Origin of the sequence: Cellulosimicrobium sp. TH-20 (genome assembly GCF_002105775.1) — a bacterium.
In the GTDB taxonomy this organism is placed as follows: domain Bacteria; phylum Actinomycetota; class Actinomycetes; order Actinomycetales; family Cellulomonadaceae; genus Cellulosimicrobium; species Cellulosimicrobium funkei.
The window spans coordinates 1,615,273-1,632,223 of sequence record NZ_CP020857.1; the positions used below are offsets into that span (position 1 = coordinate 1,615,273).

At 75.6% G+C, this 16,951-nt stretch carries 15 protein-coding genes; all 15 read left to right on the forward strand.

Features of this window, described 5'->3' with window-relative positions:
• The first annotated feature begins 45 nt into the window (after positions 1 to 45).
• The 15 genes from ftsH (at position 46) to B8281_RS07305 (ending at position 16,848) form a co-directional block, all read left to right on the forward strand.
• Positions 46 to 2,148 carry an ATP-dependent zinc metalloprotease FtsH gene (gene ftsH, locus B8281_RS07235; RefSeq protein ID WP_043659730.1) on the forward strand — a complete coding sequence of 701 codons (2,103 nt, stop codon included), beginning with the start codon at positions 46 to 48 and terminating at the stop codon, positions 2,146 to 2,148.
• Positions 2,148 to 2,801: a GTP cyclohydrolase I FolE gene (gene folE / locus B8281_RS07240; protein ID WP_051876749.1), complete on the forward strand. Its 654-nt coding sequence runs from the start codon at positions 2,148 to 2,150 to the stop codon at positions 2,799 to 2,801. Before ftsH ends, folE begins: the two co-directional genes overlap by 1 nt.
• A 64-nt stretch (positions 2,802 to 2,865) precedes the next feature.
• Positions 2,866 to 3,753 carry a dihydropteroate synthase gene (folP, locus tag B8281_RS07245; protein WP_085388657.1) on the forward strand — a complete coding sequence of 296 codons (888 nt, stop codon included), beginning with the start codon at positions 2,866 to 2,868 and terminating at the stop codon, positions 3,751 to 3,753.
• A gap of 120 nt (positions 3,754 to 3,873) precedes the next feature.
• Positions 3,874 to 6,507 carry a 2-amino-4-hydroxy-6-hydroxymethyldihydropteridine diphosphokinase gene (folK, locus tag B8281_RS19485; RefSeq protein WP_232322707.1) on the forward strand — a complete coding sequence of 878 codons (2,634 nt, stop codon included), beginning with the start codon at positions 3,874 to 3,876 and terminating at the stop codon, positions 6,505 to 6,507.
• The gene (locus B8281_RS07255) at positions 6,507 to 7,025 is read left to right on the forward strand and encodes a DUF3180 domain-containing protein (RefSeq protein WP_021483259.1); all 519 of its coding nucleotides are present in this window, start codon (positions 6,507 to 6,509) and stop codon (positions 7,023 to 7,025) included. The genes folK and B8281_RS07255 overlap by 1 nt, the downstream gene beginning before the upstream one ends.
• 67 nt (positions 7,026 to 7,092) lie before the next feature.
• Entirely contained in the window at positions 7,093 to 7,611 is a 519-nt protein-coding gene (locus B8281_RS07260) for a PH domain-containing protein (protein ID WP_043660504.1), read from the forward strand.
• Positions 7,608 to 9,146 carry a PH domain-containing protein gene (locus B8281_RS07265; protein ID WP_085387359.1) on the forward strand — a complete coding sequence of 513 codons (1,539 nt, stop codon included), beginning with the start codon at positions 7,608 to 7,610 and terminating at the stop codon, positions 9,144 to 9,146. The genes B8281_RS07260 and B8281_RS07265 overlap by 4 nt, the downstream gene beginning before the upstream one ends.
• Complete coding sequence (locus B8281_RS07270) at positions 9,143 to 10,186, forward strand: Rossmann-like and DUF2520 domain-containing protein (protein WP_085387360.1); 1,044 nt, start codon at positions 9,143 to 9,145, stop codon at positions 10,184 to 10,186. Before B8281_RS07265 ends, B8281_RS07270 begins: the two co-directional genes overlap by 4 nt.
• Positions 10,183 to 11,181, forward strand: a complete 999-nt coding sequence (panC, locus tag B8281_RS07275) for a pantoate--beta-alanine ligase (RefSeq protein WP_085387361.1) — start codon at positions 10,183 to 10,185, stop codon at positions 11,179 to 11,181. The genes B8281_RS07270 and panC overlap by 4 nt, the downstream gene beginning before the upstream one ends.
• A gap of 44 nt (positions 11,182 to 11,225) precedes the next feature.
• Positions 11,226 to 11,684: an aspartate 1-decarboxylase gene (gene panD, locus B8281_RS07280; protein WP_051028700.1), complete on the forward strand. Its 459-nt coding sequence runs from the start codon at positions 11,226 to 11,228 to the stop codon at positions 11,682 to 11,684.
• Entirely contained in the window at positions 11,681 to 13,372 is a 1,692-nt protein-coding gene (locus tag B8281_RS07285) for an L-aspartate oxidase (RefSeq protein WP_085387362.1), read from the forward strand. The genes panD and B8281_RS07285 overlap by 4 nt, the downstream gene beginning before the upstream one ends.
• A gap of 187 nt (positions 13,373 to 13,559) precedes the next feature.
• Complete coding sequence (gene nadC / locus B8281_RS07290) at positions 13,560 to 14,489, forward strand: carboxylating nicotinate-nucleotide diphosphorylase (protein WP_085388658.1); 930 nt, start codon at positions 13,560 to 13,562, stop codon at positions 14,487 to 14,489.
• Positions 14,490 to 14,591: 102 nt separating this feature from the next.
• A complete protein-coding gene (gene lysS / locus B8281_RS07295; protein WP_051027899.1) occupies positions 14,592 to 16,127 on the forward strand; it encodes a lysine--tRNA ligase in 1,536 nt (511 codons plus the stop codon).
• Between the two features lie 27 nt (positions 16,128 to 16,154).
• Positions 16,155 to 16,334: a hypothetical protein gene (locus B8281_RS07300; RefSeq protein ID WP_021483783.1), complete on the forward strand. Its 180-nt coding sequence runs from the start codon at positions 16,155 to 16,157 to the stop codon at positions 16,332 to 16,334.
• Positions 16,335 to 16,506: 172 nt separating this feature from the next.
• Positions 16,507 to 16,848: an Lsr2 family protein gene (locus tag B8281_RS07305; RefSeq protein WP_021483784.1), complete on the forward strand. Its 342-nt coding sequence runs from the start codon at positions 16,507 to 16,509 to the stop codon at positions 16,846 to 16,848.
• The last annotated feature ends 103 nt before the right edge of the window (positions 16,849 to 16,951 follow it).

Here is a 16,951-nt window from a genome sequence, read left to right on the forward strand (position 1 = left end):
ACACTTGCGCGAGCGGAGGGATCCGGGGCGCACGCCCCGTCGCCGATGAACATCAAGAAGATTCTCAGTGGGCCGATCGTCTGGATCGTCCTGGGCCTCGTGATCCTGTGGATCGCGTTCGCGACGTTGTCGCGCCCCACGGTCCAGCGCATCGACACGTCCGCGGGCCTCGAGCTGCTCTCGGGCGACACGGTCGAGCAGGCGCTCATCGTGGACGGCGACCAGCGCGTGCGTCTCACGCTGTCCGAGGACTACGTGGCCGACGAGGGCACGGACACCGAGGAGAACAAGGGCAAGAACGTCGAGTTCTACTACGTCCAGCCGCAGGGCGAGGCGGTCGTCGACGCCGTCGTCGCCGCGGAGCCGAAGGACGGGTACAACTCCGAGGTCGCGCAACCCTCGTTCTGGTCCTCGCTGCTCGGGCTGCTCATCCCGTTCCTCATCATCGGCGTGCTGTTCTGGTTCCTGCTGTCGCGCATGCAGGGCGGCGGCTCGCGCGTCATGGGCTTCGGCAAGTCGCGCGCCAAGCTCGTCTCGAAGGACACCCCGCAGGTGACGTTCGCGGACGTCGCGGGCGCCGACGAGGCGGTCGAGGAGCTCCACGAGATCAAGGAGTTCCTCTCCGACTCGGAGAAGTTCCAGGCCGTCGGCGCCAAGATCCCCAAGGGCGTCCTGCTCTACGGCCCTCCCGGCACGGGCAAGACGCTGCTCGCCCGCGCCGTCGCCGGCGAGGCGGGCGTGCCGTTCTACTCGATCTCCGGCTCGGACTTCGTCGAGATGTTCGTCGGCGTCGGCGCGAGCCGTGTCCGCGACCTGTTCAACCAGGCCAAGGAGAACTCGCCCGCGATCATCTTCGTCGACGAGATCGACGCCGTCGGCCGCCACCGTGGCGCCGGCATGGGCGGCGGCCACGACGAGCGCGAGCAGACGCTCAACCAGCTCCTCGTGGAGATGGACGGCTTCGACGTCAAGACGAACGTCATCCTCATCGCCGCGACCAACCGCCCCGACATCCTCGACCCGGCGCTCCTGCGCCCGGGCCGCTTCGACCGCCAGATCGCGGTCGAGGCGCCCGACCTCAAGGGTCGCGAGGCGATCCTGCGGGTGCACGCGGCGGGCAAGCCGATCGTCCCCGAGATCGACCTGGCGGCCGTCGCGCGTCGCACGCCCGGCTTCACCGGTGCCGACCTCGCGAACGTGCTCAACGAGGCGGCGCTCCTCACCGCCCGCAGCGGGGCGCAGCTCATCGACGACCGGGCGCTCGACGAGGCGATCGACCGCGTGATCGCCGGTCCGCAGAAGCGCACGCGCGTCATGAACGTCAAGGAGCAGAAGATCACCGCGTACCACGAGGGCGGCCATGCCCTCGTCGCGGCGGCCATGCGCTACACGGACCCCGTCACGAAGGTGACGATCCTGCCGCGCGGCCGGGCGCTCGGGTACACGATGGTCATGCCGACCGAGGACAAGTACTCCACGACGCGCAACGAGCTGCTCGACCAGCTCGCGTACGCGATGGGCGGTCGCGTCGCCGAGGAGCTCGTCTTCCACGACCCGACGACGGGCGCCTCGAACGACATCGAGAAGGCGACCGCGATCGCGCGCAAGATGGTCACCGAGTACGGCATGAGCGAGCGCGTCGGCGCGATCAAGCTCGGCTCCGGCTCGGGCGAGCCGTTCCTCGGCCGCGACATGGGCCACCAGCGCGACTACTCGGAGTCGGTCGCGGGCACGGTGGACCACGAGGTCCGCAAGCTCGTCGAGGCCGCGCACGACGAGGCGTGGGAGGTGCTCACGCAGTACCGCGACGTGCTCGACGCCCTCGTGCTCGAGCTCCTCGAGAAGGAGACGCTGAACCAGGCCGAGCTCGCGCGCGTGTTCTCCCCGGTCGAGAAGCGCGCCCCGCGCGACGTCTGGCTCTCGAGCGAGCAGCGGGCCGTCTCCCAGCGCGGGCCCGTGCTCACCGACGCCGAGAAGGCGGCGCAGAACGGCGCGCCCGTGATCCCGCAGGACGAGGCCGCGGCCGCGAACGACGAGCTCCCCCCGGAGCGGATCGGCGAGGTGCCCGCGGACAGCCCGCTCGACCGCGCGCTCGGCCGCGACACCACCACGGACGTCACGGACGTGCGCGAGCCGGGGCAGGACTGATGGGCACCCCCACGGGCGCCTCGGCGGGCACGGGCGCGATCACCCCGGCCCGGTCGGCGGAGGGCCTGCGCGCCCCCGCGGACGTCCCGCCGTACGACCAGGACCGCGCGGAGGCCGCCGTCCGCGAGCTGCTGCTCGCCGTCGGCGAGGACCCGGACCGCGAGGGGCTGCGCGAGACGCCGGCCCGCGTGGCGCGCGCGTACCGCGAGATCTTCGCGGGCCTGCGCCAGGAGGCCGCGGACGTCCTGACGACGACCTTCGACCTCGGCCACGAGGAGATGGTGCTCGTCAAGGACATCGAGGTGTACTCGACGTGCGAGCACCACCTCGTGCCCTTCCACGGCGTCGCGCACGTCGGGTACATCCCCAACGTGGACGGCCGCATCACGGGCCTGTCGAAGCTCGCGCGCCTCGTCGAGGTGTACGCGCGCCGCCCGCAGGTGCAGGAGCGGCTCACGTCCCAGGTCGCGGACGCGCTCGTGGAGCACCTCAAGCCCCGCGGTGCGATCGTCGTCGTCGAGTGCGAGCACCTGTGCATGTCGATGCGCGGCGTGCGCAAGCCCGGCGCGCGCACCGTCACGTCGGCGGTGCGGGGCCAGATGCGCGACGGCGCGACGCGGGCCGAGGCGATGAGCCTCATCCTGGGGCGCTAGGCCCGTGGACCGGTTCGTGGTCGCGGGGCTCGAGGAGCTCGCGGACGTCGGACGCACGCTCGTCATGGGCGTCGTCAACGTCACGCCCGACTCGTTCTCCGACGGCGGCGAGTGGTTCGAGCCGGACGCCGCGATCGCCCACGGGCGCGAGCTGCTGGGCGAGGGCGCCGACATCCTCGACGTCGGCGGGGAGTCGACCCGCCCCGGGGCGGGCCGGGTGCCCGTCGAGGCGGAGCTCGCGCGCGTGCTCCCCGTGATCTCCGCGCTCGCGGCCGAGGGGGCGGTCGTCAGCGTCGACACGACGCGCGCGGTCGTCGCGGAGCGCGCGGTCGCGGCGGGCGCCCGGCTCGTCAACGACGTCTCCGGCGGTCTCGCGGACCCGGCGATGGCCGACGTCGTCGCGCGCACGGGCGTCGCCTACGTCTGCATGCACTGGCGCGGGCACGCGGACGTCATGGACGACCTCGAGGACTACGACGACGTCGTCACGGACGTGCGCGACGAGCTGGCCGCGCGCGTGGACGTGCTCCTCGCGGCGGGCGTACGGCGCGAGCAGGTCGTGCTCGACCCGGGTCTCGGCTTCTCGAAGGCCGGGTCGTCGAACTGGCCGCTGCTCGCGCGCCTGCGCGAGCTCGAGGCGCTGGGCCTGCCCGTCCTCGTGGGCGCGTCCCGCAAGCGGTTCCTCGGGCACCTCCTCGCGCGCTCCGACGGTCGGCCCGTCCCGCCGCTCCTGCGCGACGACGCGACCGCCGCGGTCACGACCCTCGCCGCGGCGTCGGGCGCGTGGTGCGTGCGGGTCCACGCGGTCCGGGCGTCCGCCGACGCCGTGCGGGTCGCCGCCGCCTGGGGCCGGGCCCGCGACGAGGTCGTGCGGCCCGCGGACGGCGGCGCGGCGCAGCCGGCGGACCGACCGAGGGTCGGGGGCGACTCGACGGCGCGGCCCACGACCTAGCAGGATGGGCGAGGGGCCCCGCGGCGCGGGCGGCCCGGCGCAGCACGACACACGCAACGAGACACGGTGACGACGACCCGCCCCGGCGGGCGACGACGCAGCACCGGACGGGAGCACGACGTGACCACAGCGTTCGCAGGAGCGGTCCTCGACGCGGACGGACGGCCGTTCGACCGGATCCGCCTCACGGGCCTGAGCGCGACGGGCCACCACGGCGTCTTCGAGCACGAGAAGGCGCAGGGCCAGCTCTTCCGGGCCGACGTCGTGCTCCACCTGGACACGCGCGCCGCCGCGAGCGGTGACGACCTGTCCCGGACGGTCAGCTACGCGGGCGTCGCCGAGGACGTCGTCGCGGTCCTCGCCGGCTCGCCCGCCGACCTCGTCGAGACCGTCGCCGAGCGCATCGCCGCGACGATCCTCACGCACGACGACGTCGTCGCGGTCGACGTCGCGGTGCACAAGCCGCAGGCGCCGATCACGGTCCCGTTCGAGGACGTCGAGGTCGTCATCCGCCGCGACCGCGTGGTCGTCCCCGTCGTCGCGCCGCTGTCGCGCCGCGGGGAGCAGGGGTCGCGCGACGCGCAGCCCGTCGGGCCGATCCCCGTCGGGTCGGTCGCCCCCGCGCTCATCCACGGCGTCGGTGAGGTCCCCGCGCCCGACGACCGGGCCCCGCTCGCCCCCGCGCCCGAGGTCATGCCGCCCAGCATCCTCCCGGGCTCGGCCGGTGCCCCGGTCGAGGACGCGCGCACCGCGGCCGAGTCCGGTGCGACGGCGGCCGGCTCCCCGGAGGACGCGCTCGACGCGACCCGCGAGGCTCCCGCCGTCCGGGACGCCGCCGTCCCCGGCGACGCCCGCGGCGAGCAGCAGACCCCCGCGGAGGCACCGCACGGCGAGGCCCCGTACGGGGAGGCGCCGTACGCGGAGCCTGCGCACGACGACCGCGGCGAGCCCGCGCACGACGACGCGGCACCGCACCCGCAGCAGGCGGCGTCGTACGACGAGCTCGTCGCGGGGTCGGTCCCCGCGGCCGGCCCCGCCGAGCACGTGCTGCACCACGACGCGCCGCCGGTCGCGCCCGGCGCGCCGTCGGGCGAGCAGCAGACCGTCCCCGGCGACGCCGCGCCCGTCGAGCACGCCGCCCCCGAGGCCGAGCCCCTGCCGTACGGCGCCGCGGCCGAGCCCGTCCCGGCGCACGACGAGGCCCCCGGCGGGGCGCACGACGCCGCGGAGGTGGCCGCGCCCGTCGAGCACGACCGGATGGACGACGTGCCCGCCGGGTTCGTCGAGGTCGTGCTCGCGCTGGGCGCGAACCTCGGCGACGCCCAGCAGACGCTGCGCGACGCGATCACGGACCTCGACCGGATCTCCGGTCTCGAGATCACGGAGGTCTCGCCGCTGGCCCGGACGGAGGCCGTGGGTGGCCCCGACCAGCCGGACTACCTCAACACCGTCCTCCTCGCGCGCACGCGCCTGTCGGCGCGCGACCTGCTGCACGCGTGCCAGGCGGTCGAGCAGGCGCACGGCCGGGTGCGCGACGAGCGCTGGGGCCCCCGCACGCTCGACGTCGACCTCATCGTCTACGGCACGCTGACGGCCGTCGCCGACGACCTGGAGCTGCCGCACCCCCGCGCGCACGAGCGGGCGTTCGTGCTCGAGCCGTGGTCGCAGATCGACCCGGACGCGGTGCTCCCAGGCCTCGGGGGCGGCCCCGTCGCGGCCCTCGCGGCGACCGCGCCCGACCGCGGGGGCATCCGGTGGCTCGCGCTCGACTGGCTGACGGACCCTGCTCCCGACCCGACGGGCGCCGTGCCCGTCACCACGGGCAGCACGGACGCCGCGCCGCCGCCCGCGCCCGTCGACGTGCCCGACCCCTACCAGCAGGCGCACACCGGTCCCGTCGCCGCCCCGTACGACGGTCCCGCGACGCCCGGCGGCGGCGTGCCCGCCTCCGACGGCGCGCCGGCACCGCAGCACCCGGCACCGCAGCAGTCGGCACCGCAGCAGCCCGTGCCGCCGCACGAGCCGCACCCGGCGCCGCAGCAGCCGCTCGCGCAGGAGCCCCTCGCGCAGCAGCCCGCGGCTCCGCAGCAGCCCGTCCCGCAGCAGCCGCCGCACGTCCAGCAGGCGGAGCCGCCGCAGCCGCCCGCACCGGAGCCCGCGCCCCCGGCCGCCCCGCCGCAGCCCGCGGTCGTGCCGCAGCCGGCCGGTCTCCCGCAGACCGTGACGCCGAGCGAGGCGCTCCCGGCACGGCCGGTCTTCGCGCCCGTCTCCGAGGGCGTCGCGCCCGAGGGGGCGGCCCCGCCGATCGTCCCCGACGGCTCGTTCGACCCGCGCGAGGACGCGGGCGTCCCCGTCGCCCCGTTCCCCGGGCCGTCGAACCGGCCGCCGTCGCACCCCGTGCCGTCGTCGCCCGACGCCGGGCACGCCCCGGACGCCGGGCCCGCCCCGGCTCAGGACGCGGCGCGCTTCCCCGAGCACGGCGCACCCGCGCACCCGGTCTTCCCGCCGGTCCACGCGCCCGAGCCCGTGCCGACGGCGCCGCAGCAGCCGGTCGCGCAGCCCGCGCACCCGCAGCCGCCCGCGGACGCCGCGTCGTCCGGTGACGACATCATCCGGTCGGTGCCGTTCCCGCCGGTCTCGGGCGGCGGACCGGCGTCCGCCCCCGGCCCGCTCGCGGACGCGGGGCTCCCGGCGAACGACCCGTGGCCGCCGTTCGGGCCGGTGTCCGGCGACGGTCGCGACGACGAGCGCTGATGCGGCGCACCTCTGTCCGCACCCTGCTGCTCGTGGCGGTCGCGACCGCCGTCGGCGGGTGGTTCGTCGTGCGCCTGCTCCAGAGCCGCGGCACGCTCCTGCCGGCGGTGCCGTGGATCGTGGACGTCACCGTCCTCGCGCTCGCGGCAGCCGTCTTCTGGGCGGGCTGGACCGTGCGCGCGTACCAGCAGGGCAAGCGTCCGTCGCTCGACGCGATCCGGGCGGCGCGCACGTTCGTCCTCGCGAAGGCGGCCGCGCTGACGGGCGCACTCCTGACGGGCTGGTACGGCGCGCAGGTGCTCGCCGCCCTGCCCGACCTCTCGATCGACGCGTTCCGCGACCGGGCCCTCGCGGCCGGGGTGGCCGCCGCGTGCGCGGTGGTGCTGGCCGTCGTCGGGCTCGTTGCCGAGCGGTTCTGCCAGCTCCCGCCCGACGACCGCGGCGAGGGCCGGGAGGGCCGCGAGGGCTCGGTGACGCGCGAGGACCCGGAGACTCCGGGCGCGGGCACGCCCGCCTGAGACGCGCCCTCCGCCCCGGCCTGTGCACGACCCGGTCCGCACCGGGACGGGATGGGAGAATCGACGCATGACCGACCCTGCACGGGACCAGGACCCCCGCGGCACCGGCCCCTTCGACCCGCCCGGCATCGAGTGGACGCGCGTGTCGCCGCGGCTCGTCACGGCGCGCCTGCTGTCCGTGGGCATCACGCTCGCGGTCCCGGCCGTCGCCGTGGTCGTGCTCGCGATCCTCTTCCCGCACTGGTGGCAGTGGCTCGTGCTCGGCGTGCTCGCGCTCCTGGGCCTGTGGGCGGCCGTCCTCGTGCCGCGCCAGGTCCGCGCGATCGGCTACGCGGAGCGTGACGACGACCTCCTGATCCGCCACGGCATCATGTTCCGCACGCTCGTCGTCGTGCCCTACGGCCGCATGCAGTACGTCGACGTCCAGGCCGGGCCGCTCGCGCGCAAGCTCGGCATCGCCCAGGTCCAGCTCCACACGGCGTCCGCGTCGACCGACGCGACGATCGACGGTCTCGAGCCCGCCGAGGCGGAGCGCCTGCGCGACCGGCTCGCGTCGCGCGGCGAGGCGAGGCTGGCGGGCCTGTGAACGACGCACCGGCCACCGACGACCTCGTGTGGCACCGGGTGCACCCGGTCACCCCGCTCGTGCGGGGCTGGACTGTCATCGCGGTGCTCCTGGTCGTCGTCGGCCAGCAGACGCTCAACGGGCTGCCCGAGGGGGAGAACCTCCTCGAGGGCGACCGCTGGTGGATGATCCTCCTCGGCATCCTCGTGGTGGGGCTCGTGGGGCTCGGGTACTCGGCGGTCGCGTGGCGCATGACGAGCTACGCGGTCGACGACGAGTCGGTGCACCTGCGCACCGGTGTGCTGTTCCGGCAGCAGCGCAAGGCGCGGCTCGACCGGCTCCAGGCGGTCGACGTCGTGCAGCCGCTCCTCGCCCGGTTCTTCGGGCTCGCGGAGCTCAAGCTCGAGGTCGCCGGGGGAGCGGACTCGGGCGTGAAGCTCGGCTTCCTCAAGGAGGCGGAGGCGAACCGGCTGCGCAACGACCTCCTCGCGCGCGCCGCGGGCCTGCGGGTCGCGCGCGAGCGCCCGGCCGCCGCGACGGCGACGGGCGCCCCGGGTGCGACCGCGGTCCCCGGCTCTCCCGGCACCGTCGGCACGCCGGCCGGAGAGGTCACGGTCCCCGCGACGGACGCGCCGTCGTTCGTCGCCGAGGCGCCCGAGCAGCCCGTGACCGCCGTCGGGCCGGGTCGGCTCGTCGCCTCGCTCCTGCGGTCGGGCGCGACGGTCGGCCTCGTCCTCGGTGTGCTCGGCATCGCGGGCGTCGTCGTCGGCACGCGCGAGATCGGGATCCTGTTCAGCGCGCTGCCCGCCGTGCTCGGCTTCGGCGGGTTCCTGTTCTCCCGGTTCACGGGCGAGTTCGGCTTCCGGTCCGCCATCTCGCCCGACGGCATCCGCCTGCGCCACGGCCTGCTGGAGACCCGCTCGCAGACGATCCCGCCCGGTCGCGTCCAGGCCGTGCGGCTGCGGCAGGGCCCGTTCTGGCGCGGGCCCGACTGGTGGCGCGTCGACGTCAACGTCGCGGGCTACGGCGTCAGCACCGACGGGACGGACAGCACGAGCGTGCTCCTGCCCGTCGGCACGCGCGACGAGGCGCTCGCGGCCCTGTGGCTCGTGCTGCCGGACCTCGGCACGCCCGACCCCCGCGGCCTGCTCGACGAGGGCCTGTCCGGGCTCGACGCCGGGCAGCACTTCGTCGCGTCCCCGCGCCGTGCGCGCCTGCTGGATCTCGTCGCGTGGCGGCGCAACGGCTTCAGCGTCACCGACCGCGCCCTCCTGCTGCGCGGCGGGCGCGTGTTCCGCACCCTCGTCGTCGTGCCCCACGAGCGCACCCAGTCGCTCGGGCTCGAGCAGGGCCCGCTGCAGCGCCGGCTCGAGGTCGCGTCGTTCACCGTGCACTCGACGCCGGGTCCGGTCTCGCCCCAGGTGCGACACCTCGACGCGGGCGATGCCGCGCGCCTCCTCGACACCCAGGCCGAGCGCGCCCGCGAGGCCCGCGCGCACGCAGGACCGGAGCTCTGGATGCGCCGCGACGACGTCCCGCTCGAGGAGAACGCGTGAGCGCCGCGGACGGCGGTCGCCGCCCCGGGCGGCTCGGGGTCGGCGTCGTCGGGGCCGGCCGCGTCGGGGCGGTCCTCGGCAGCGCCCTGCGTGCCGTCGGCCACGCGGTCGTGGGCGCGAGCGGCGTGTCCGACGCGTCGCGCGACCGCATCGAGACCCTCCTCGCGGGGGTGCCCGTTCTCGAGGTCCCGCAGGTCGTGGAGCGCGCCGAGCTCGTGCTCCTCGCCGTGCCCGACGACGCGCTCCCGGCCCTGGTCCGCGGCCTCGCCGACACGGGGGCGTGGCAGCCCGGCCAGATCGTCGTGCACACGTCGGGCCGCTACGGCACGGCCGTCCTCGACCCCGCGCGCGCCGCCGGCGCCATCCCGCTCGCGCTGCACCCCGCCATGACGTTCACCGGCACGTCGCTCGACCTCGCGCGGCTCGAGGGCACGACGTTCGCCGTCACCGCGCCCGGCCCGGTCCTGCCGATCGGGCAGGCGCTCGTCGTCGAGCTCGGCGGGGAGCCCGTCGTCGTCGCGGAGGAGTCGCGCGGGCTCTACCACGCGGCCCTCGCGCACGGCGCGAACCACCTCGTCGTGCTCGTCGCGCAGGCCGCGCAGGCGCTCGAGGCCGCGGGCGTCGACCAGCCCGGGCGCGCGCTCGCGCCGCTCCTCGCTGCCGCCCTCGACGGCGCGACGCGGGGCGCCGACGCGGGCGCCGAGTCGGGGACGGGCGCGGGCGCCGGGGCGCTCCTCGGGCTCACCGGGCCGGTGGCGCGGGGCGACGTCGGCACGGTCCGCGAGCACCTCGCCGCCCTGGACGCGCTCGCCGCGACGAGCGACGCGGCGGACGTGCCGCCGTCGTACCGGGCGCTGAGCCGCGCCGCGACGCACCGCGCGCTCGCGGGCGGTCGCCTGGGCGAGCAGGCGGCCCGCGAGCTCCTCGACGCGCTCGACGCGCCCGCGCCTGACCCGCAGGACCGGCCCGACCCGCAGGACCGGCCCGACCAGCAGGACCGGCCCGACCAGCAGGACCCGCACGACGAAGGACGAGCATGACGAGCACCCCCCGCCCGGACGCCGGGCCCCCCGCAGCCGGGACCCCGGCCGTCGTGACGACGCGCGCCGCGCTGCGCACCGCGCTCGACGCGTGGCGCGCCGAGCACCCGCACGGTCGCCGCGTCGTCGTCATGACCATGGGTGCGCTGCACGCCGGGCACCTCGAGCTCGTGCGCCGGGCGCGCGCGGAGGCGGGCCCCGACGGCCAGGTCGTCGTGACGGACTTCGTCAACCCGCTGCAGTTCGGCCCCGGCGAGGACTACGAGCGCTACCCGCGCGACGTCGCGGCCGACGTGGCGCTGCTCGCCGCGGCGGGCGCGGACGCGGCGGTCGACGTCGTGTTCGCGCCGCCCGTCGACGAGCTCTACCCCGACCTGGGCTCGGCCGACGGCCCGATCGTGCGGGTGACGTCGGGGCGCATCGGGACGGTGCTGGAGGGCGCGTCGCGGCCCGGGCACTTCGACGGCGTGCTCACGGTCGTGCTCAAGCTGCTCCACCTCGTGCGGCCGGACGTGGCCGTGTTCGGGGCGAAGGACGCGCAGCAGCTCCTCGCGGTGCGCCGCATGGTCGCCGACCTCGACCTCGACGTGGAGGTCCTGGCCGTCGAGACCGTGCGCGAGGCGGACGGCCTCGCGCGGTCGTCGCGCAACGCGTACCTGTCCCCGGCCGAGCACGAGCACGCGCTCGCGCTGAGCCGCTCGCTGCGCGCCGGGCGGGACGCCGCGGCCGCGGGGGAGGACGCGCCGTCCGTGCTCGCCGCCGCGCGGGGAATCCTGGAGGCCACCGACGGCGTTGACGTCGATTACGTGGTGCTCGTCGATCCCGCTACCGTGGAGGACCTGGCGCCCGGCGCCGTCGGCCCCGGGCTCCTCCTGGTCGCGGCACGCGTGGGCACCACGCGTCTCATCGACAACACGGCCGTCGAGATCGTGCCGCCCGCGACCCGGGCGGCGGACCCCGCGGGCCGTGCCCCCGCACCTGGAGGAACCGCGTGACCGCGCAGACCCCGCCGCGACGTCCGGCGTCGCTGCAGCGACCCATGATGATCGGCAAGATCCACCGCGCGACGGTGACGCAGGCCGACCTGCACTACGTCGGCTCGATCACCGTGGACGCCGACCTGCTCGACGCCGCGGACCTCTACCCGGGCCAGCAGGTCGACGTCGTGGACGTCACCAACGGCGCGCGCCTGACGACGTACGTCATCCCGGGCGAGCGCGGCGCGGGCCAGATCTGCATCAACGGCGCCGCCGCGCACCTCGTGAGTCCGGGCGACGTCGTCATCCTCATCGCCTACGGCATGCTCGACGACGCCGACGCGCGCACCTACCTGCCGAACGTCGTCTTCGTGGACGAGCAGAACCGCATCGTCGAGCTCTCCGACGAGCCCGGGCTCGTGCCCGCGGGCCACGGCCTCGAGGCGAGCGGCCTGCCGTTCGCCCCGTTCCGCGGCGCGGTCGACGACGGCGGCGTGGCCTCCGCGGTGCGCCCCGCGTGACCCGGGCCGGCGGGGCGTCCGCGCCCCACCTCGCCCGGTCCCTCGCCGCCCCCGCACCGGGGTGGACGACGACGGCGGACGTCGTGGTCGTCGGCTCGGGCATCGCCGGGCTCACCGCCGCGCTCGAGCTGCGCACGCGCGTGCCCCACGTCCTGCTCGTCACCAAGGGCGAGCTGTCGTCCGGGTCGACGGTCTGGGCGCAGGGCGGCATCGCGGCCGCGCTCGACCCCGAGGACTCGCCCGAGGCGCACCTCGCGGACACGCTCGTCGCAGGGGCCGGCGTGTGCGACCCGGCGGCCGTCGAGGTGCTCGTCACCGAGGGCCCCGCACGCGTGCGCGAGCTCGTCGCGCGCGGCGCGAACTTCGACCGGGCGGCCAACGGCGACATCGCCCTCACGCGCGAGGGCGGGCACCACGCCGACCGGATCGCGCACGCGGGCGGCGACGCCACGGGCGCGGAGATCTCGCGCGCGCTCGTCGCGCAGCTCGAGGCCGTGCGGCGCGACCCGGGCATCGAGGTCATCGAGAACGCGCTCGTGCTCGACGTGCTGACGACCGACGGCTCCGGCGACCGCGCTCCCCGCGCGTGCGGCGTGACCCTCCACGTGCGCGGCGAGGGCTCGCGCGACGGCGTCGGTGCGGTCCTCGCGCGCGCCGTCGTGCTCGCGACCGGGGGAGTGGGGCAGGTGTTCCGCTCGTCGACCAACCCGCCGCAGGCCACGGGCGACGGCATCGCCGCGGCGCTGCGCGCGGGCGCGACGCTCGGCGACCTCGAGTTCGTGCAGTTCCACCCCACGGTGCTGTGGCTCGGCCTCGGCGCCAAGGGGCAGCTCCCGCTCATCTCCGAGGCCGTGCGCGGCGAGGGCGCGATCCTCCTCGACACCGACGGCCACCGGTTCATGCCCGCGCAGCACCCCATGGCCGAGCTCGCGCCGCGCGACGTCGTCGCGCACGCGATCGTGCGGCAGATGTCCGCGACCGGCTCGGACCACGTGCTGCTCGACGCGCGGCACCTCGGCGCCGAGTTCCTGCGCGCGCGCTTCCCGACGATCACCGAGCGGCTCGCCGAGAACGGGCTCGACTGGACCGAGGAGCCCGTCCCCGTGGCGCCCGCCCAGCACTACCACTCGGGCGGCGTCGTGACGGACCTGCACGGTCGCTCCACCGTCGACGGCCTCTACGCGATCGGCGAGGTCGCGTGCACGGGCGTGCACGGCGCGAACCGCCTCGCGTCGAACTCGCTGCTCGAGGGGCTCGTGTTCGCCCACCGCGCGGCGCGGCAGATCACGGAGCGGGTGGCCGCGGGCGAGCTCGAGGTAGGCGAGCCCGTCGGCCGCCCCGGACCGTCGGCCCTCGTGGCGGCGGCCGCGCGCTCGCGCATCCAGTCGATCGCCTCCGCGGGCCCGGGCGTCCTGCGCGACGGCGACGGGCTCGCGGCCGCCGCCGCCCGCCTCGCCGCGGTCCGCACCGACGCGCACGAGGCGAGCGACGTCGTCGCGCAGCCGCAGGCCGCGGAGTGGGAGACGACGAACGTGCACCAGGTCGCGACCGCGCTCACCGTCGCGGCGGCCCTGCGCACCGAGAGCCGCGGCGGCCACTTCCGCACCGACTTCCCGGCGAGCGACCCCGCGTGGGAGCGGCGCGTGCTCGTCTCGCTCGGCGCGGACGGGACCCTGATCGTCCGCTGAGGCGCGGCGCGCGACCTGGCGACCGCGGGCCTGCACGACGGCGTGGGCGGGCGGCGACCGGGAGCCGCCGGGCAGCGGCACGCTGCGGGCACGCGAGCGGATAGCGTGGGGGACCGTGAGCAGCCCTGCCGAGCCCGTGCCCGCCCGTCCCGCCGACGGCGGAGCGTCGTCCGCCGTCCCGTCCCGCGTGGAGCCCGGGCTCGACCCGGCGTGGATCGCCGAGACCGTCGCCCGGGCGCTCGACGAGGACCTGGGCCCCGTGCCCGGGCGCGACGTGACCACCCAGGCGACGGTGCCGGCCGCGGCCACCGGGACCGCGCACCTCGTGGCGCGCGCGGACGGGGTCGTCGCGGGCCTCGTGGTGGTCGAGGAGGTGACGCGACAGGTCGCGGAGCGGTTCGGCCTCCCGCCCGTCGAGGTGACGTTCGCCGCGTCCGACGGCGAGGCCGTGGGCCGCGGCCGCGTCCTCGCCGCGCTGACCGGCCCCGTCCAGGTGCTGCTCACCGCGGAGCGCACGCTGCTCAACCTCGCGAGCCGCGCGTCGGGCGTCGCGACGGCGACGCGCGCGTGGGCGCGCGAGCTCGCCGGCACCGGCGCCCAGGTGCTCGACACCCGCAAGACGACCCCCGGGCTGCGCGCGCTCGAGAAGTACGCGGTCCGCGCGGGCGGCGGCACGAACAAGCGCATGGGCCTGTACGACGTCGCGATGGTCAAGGACAACCACGTCGTGGCCGCGGGGTCGGTGAGCGCCGCGATCGAGGCGATCCGCCGGGCGTTCCCCGACGTGCTCGTGCAGGTCGAGGCCGACACCACGGCGCAGGCGCTCGAGGCGCTGTCGGCGGGCGCCGACTTCCTGCTCCTGGACAACATGCCGACGCCGGTGCTCGCCGACACGGTCGCGGCCGTGCGGGCGCGCGAGGGGACCGACGGCGTCCCGGCGAAGGTGGAGCTCGAGGCGACGGGCAACCTCACCCTGGACCGCGCGCGCGAGGTCGCGGGCACCGGCGTCGACTACCTGTCCGTCGGCGCGCTCACCCACTCGGCCCCGATCCTCGACCTCGCGCTCGACCTCCTCCCCACCCTCCCGCCGAGGGAGAGCCCCGGTCCCGCGAGGTAGAGCCCCGGTCACCACCACGGCTCTACCTCGGCGGACCACGGCTCTACCTCGCGCGACCACGGCTCTACCTCGGGGACGCGGGAGCGTCGGTAGAATCCAGGGGTGACCTCCCCCGCCGGAACTCCCTCTCCTGCCGTGCCCGAGCCCGAGGACCACGTCGACGACGTGCCCGAGCAGATGCAGGTCCGCCGCGAGAAGCGCGAGCGGATCCTCGCGCGCGGCGACGAGCCCTACCCCGTCTCGGTGCCGCGCACGACCACGATCGCCGAGGTCCGTGCCGCGTACGCGCACCTGGAGACGGGCGAGGAGACGCAGGACGAGGTCGGCGTCGCCGGCCGCGTGGTGTACCTGCGCAACACCGGCAAGCTGTGCTTCGCCACGCTGCAGGACGGCGAGGGGAACCGCCTGCAGGTCATGCTCAGCCAGGCCGTGGTCGGGGAGGAGTCGCTCGCGGCGTTCAAGTCCGACGTCGACCTCGGCGACCACCTGTTCGCGCACGGCCGCGTCATCAGCTCGCGCCGCGGCGAGCTGAGCGTGTTCGCGGACGCGTGGCAGATCGCCGCGAAGGCGCTGCGTCCCCTCCCGGTGCTCCACAAGGAGCTCTCGGAGGAGGCGCGCGTGCGCCAGCGCTACGTCGACCTCATCGCCCGCCCGGCCGCACGCGACACCGTGCGCCTGCGCGCCGCCGTCGTGCGCTCGATCCGCGAGAACTTCTGGGAGCGCGGTTTCGTCGAGGTCGAGACCCCGATGCTCCAGACGCGTCCGGAGGGTGCCGCCGCGCGTCAGTTCGAGACGCACATGAATGCGTTCGACATCGACCTGTTCCTGCGCATCGCGCCCGAGCTGTTCCTCAAGCGCGCGGCCGTCGGCGGCGTCGAGAAGGTGTTCGAGATCAACCGCAACTTCCGCAACGAGGGCGTGGACTCCACGCACTCGCCGGAATTCGCAATGCTCGAGGCGTACGAGGCCTACGGCGACTACGACACGATGGCCGTGCTCACCCAGAACCTCGTCCAGCGCGCCGCGCAGGATGCTCTCGGCACGACGCTCGTGACGCTCGCCGACGGCACGGAGTACGACCTCGGCGGGGAATGGACCCAGCTGAAGATGTACGACTCGCTCTCGGACGCGCTGGGCGAGCACATCACCCCCGAGACGTCGGTCGAGACGTTGCGGGCGTTCGCGGACAAGCACGAGCTCTCCTTCGACCCGAAGAACGTCAATCACGGAAAGCTCGTCGAAGGCCTGTGGGAGCACCTCGTGGGAGACCACCTGGTGGCACCGACGTTCGTGCGGGACTTCCCGGTCGAGACCTCGCCGCTGACGCGCGACCACCGCACGGTGCGCGGGCAGGTCGAGAAGTGGGACCTCTACGTGCGCGGCGTCGAGCTCGCGACGGCGTACTCCGAGCTCGTGGACCCGGTGGTCCAGCGGCAGCGGTTCGAGGCGCAGGCCCTGCTCGCCGCGGCCGGCGACGAGGAGGCCATGCGCATCGACGAGGACTTCCTCACCGCGATGGAGTACGCGATGCCGCCGTCCGGCGGGATGGGCCTGGGCATCGACCGCCTGCTCATGGCGCTCACCGGTCTCGGCATCCGCGAGACCATCCTCTTCCCGCTCGTGAAGCCCGCGCAGTAGCGCGGCCGAGAACCTAGGACCGACAGCATGGACATCTGGCCCACCCTCGCGGCGCTGATCCCGTCGATCGGCGTCGGCGTGCTCTTCTATGTCGCGATGCGCGCGATCGTGCGCGCGGACCGCAACGAGCGCGCCGCGCTGGCGCGTCTCGACGCGGAACAGGAATCCGCCGCGCGCGGGAATGCTGCTCCCGCGCACGACTCCTGATCTCCGCGGAAGGCCCTCGGGCGGCGTCCCGAAATGATGGACCTCCGTCCAAGAATTGCCCGTCGGGTACGGCGCGCACGTTCCGTCGGCGCGGCGTGTTCAATTGACGCTCGCCATTCGCGGTGGCATCCTGACGGCGACAGCAATTCCTGTGAAGCGTGAGGAAACCACAGTGGCCCAGAAAGTCCAGGTAATTCTCGTCGACGATCTCGACGGGGGTGCGGCCGACGAGACCGTCACGTTCGCACTCGACGGCGTCTCCTACGAGATCGACCTCAGCACGAAGAATGCCCAAGAGCTGCGCGACGCCTTTGCCTCGTGGGTCGGCAACGCGCGCAAGGTCTCGTCCCGCACGAGCTCGGCCCGGCCGGCCCGCCGCAGCGGCGGCGGTCGTTCGTCCGGCTCGGCCCGTGCGACCGAGGTCCGCGAGTGGGCCCGTGCCAACGGCTACACGGTCAACGACCGTGGTCGGATCTCCCAGGAGATCCAGACCGCGTACGACGCCGCGCACTGACGCGTCGTCTCACCGAGCACCGGGGCGCCCGGCCGACGACACGTCGGCCGGGCGCCCTTCTCGTGCGCCGGGGGCGCTCGTGCCGAGCCGCCCGCGCGGAGAA

Bases quoted from the DNA above. Each gene is read 5' to 3' on its own strand.
- B8281_RS07300 (WP_021483783.1), top strand. From the start codon at position 16,155: ATGGACATCTGGCCCACCCTCGCGGCGCTGATCCCGTCGATCGGCGTC.
- B8281_RS07260 (WP_043660504.1), top strand. From the start codon at position 7,093: ATGACCGACCCTGCACGGGACCAGGACCCCCGCGGCACCGGCCCCTTC.
- panD (WP_051028700.1), top strand. From the start codon at position 11,226: ATGATGATCGGCAAGATCCACCGCGCGACGGTGACGCAGGCCGACCTG.
- ftsH (WP_043659730.1), top strand. From the start codon at position 46: ATGAACATCAAGAAGATTCTCAGTGGGCCGATCGTCTGGATCGTCCTG.
- panC (WP_085387361.1), top strand. From the start codon at position 10,183: ATGACGAGCACCCCCCGCCCGGACGCCGGGCCCCCCGCAGCCGGGACC.
- folE (WP_051876749.1), top strand. From the start codon at position 2,148: ATGGGCACCCCCACGGGCGCCTCGGCGGGCACGGGCGCGATCACCCCG.
- folP (WP_085388657.1), top strand. From the start codon at position 2,866: ATGGGCGTCGTCAACGTCACGCCCGACTCGTTCTCCGACGGCGGCGAG.
- B8281_RS07255 (WP_021483259.1), top strand. From the start codon at position 6,507: ATGCGGCGCACCTCTGTCCGCACCCTGCTGCTCGTGGCGGTCGCGACC.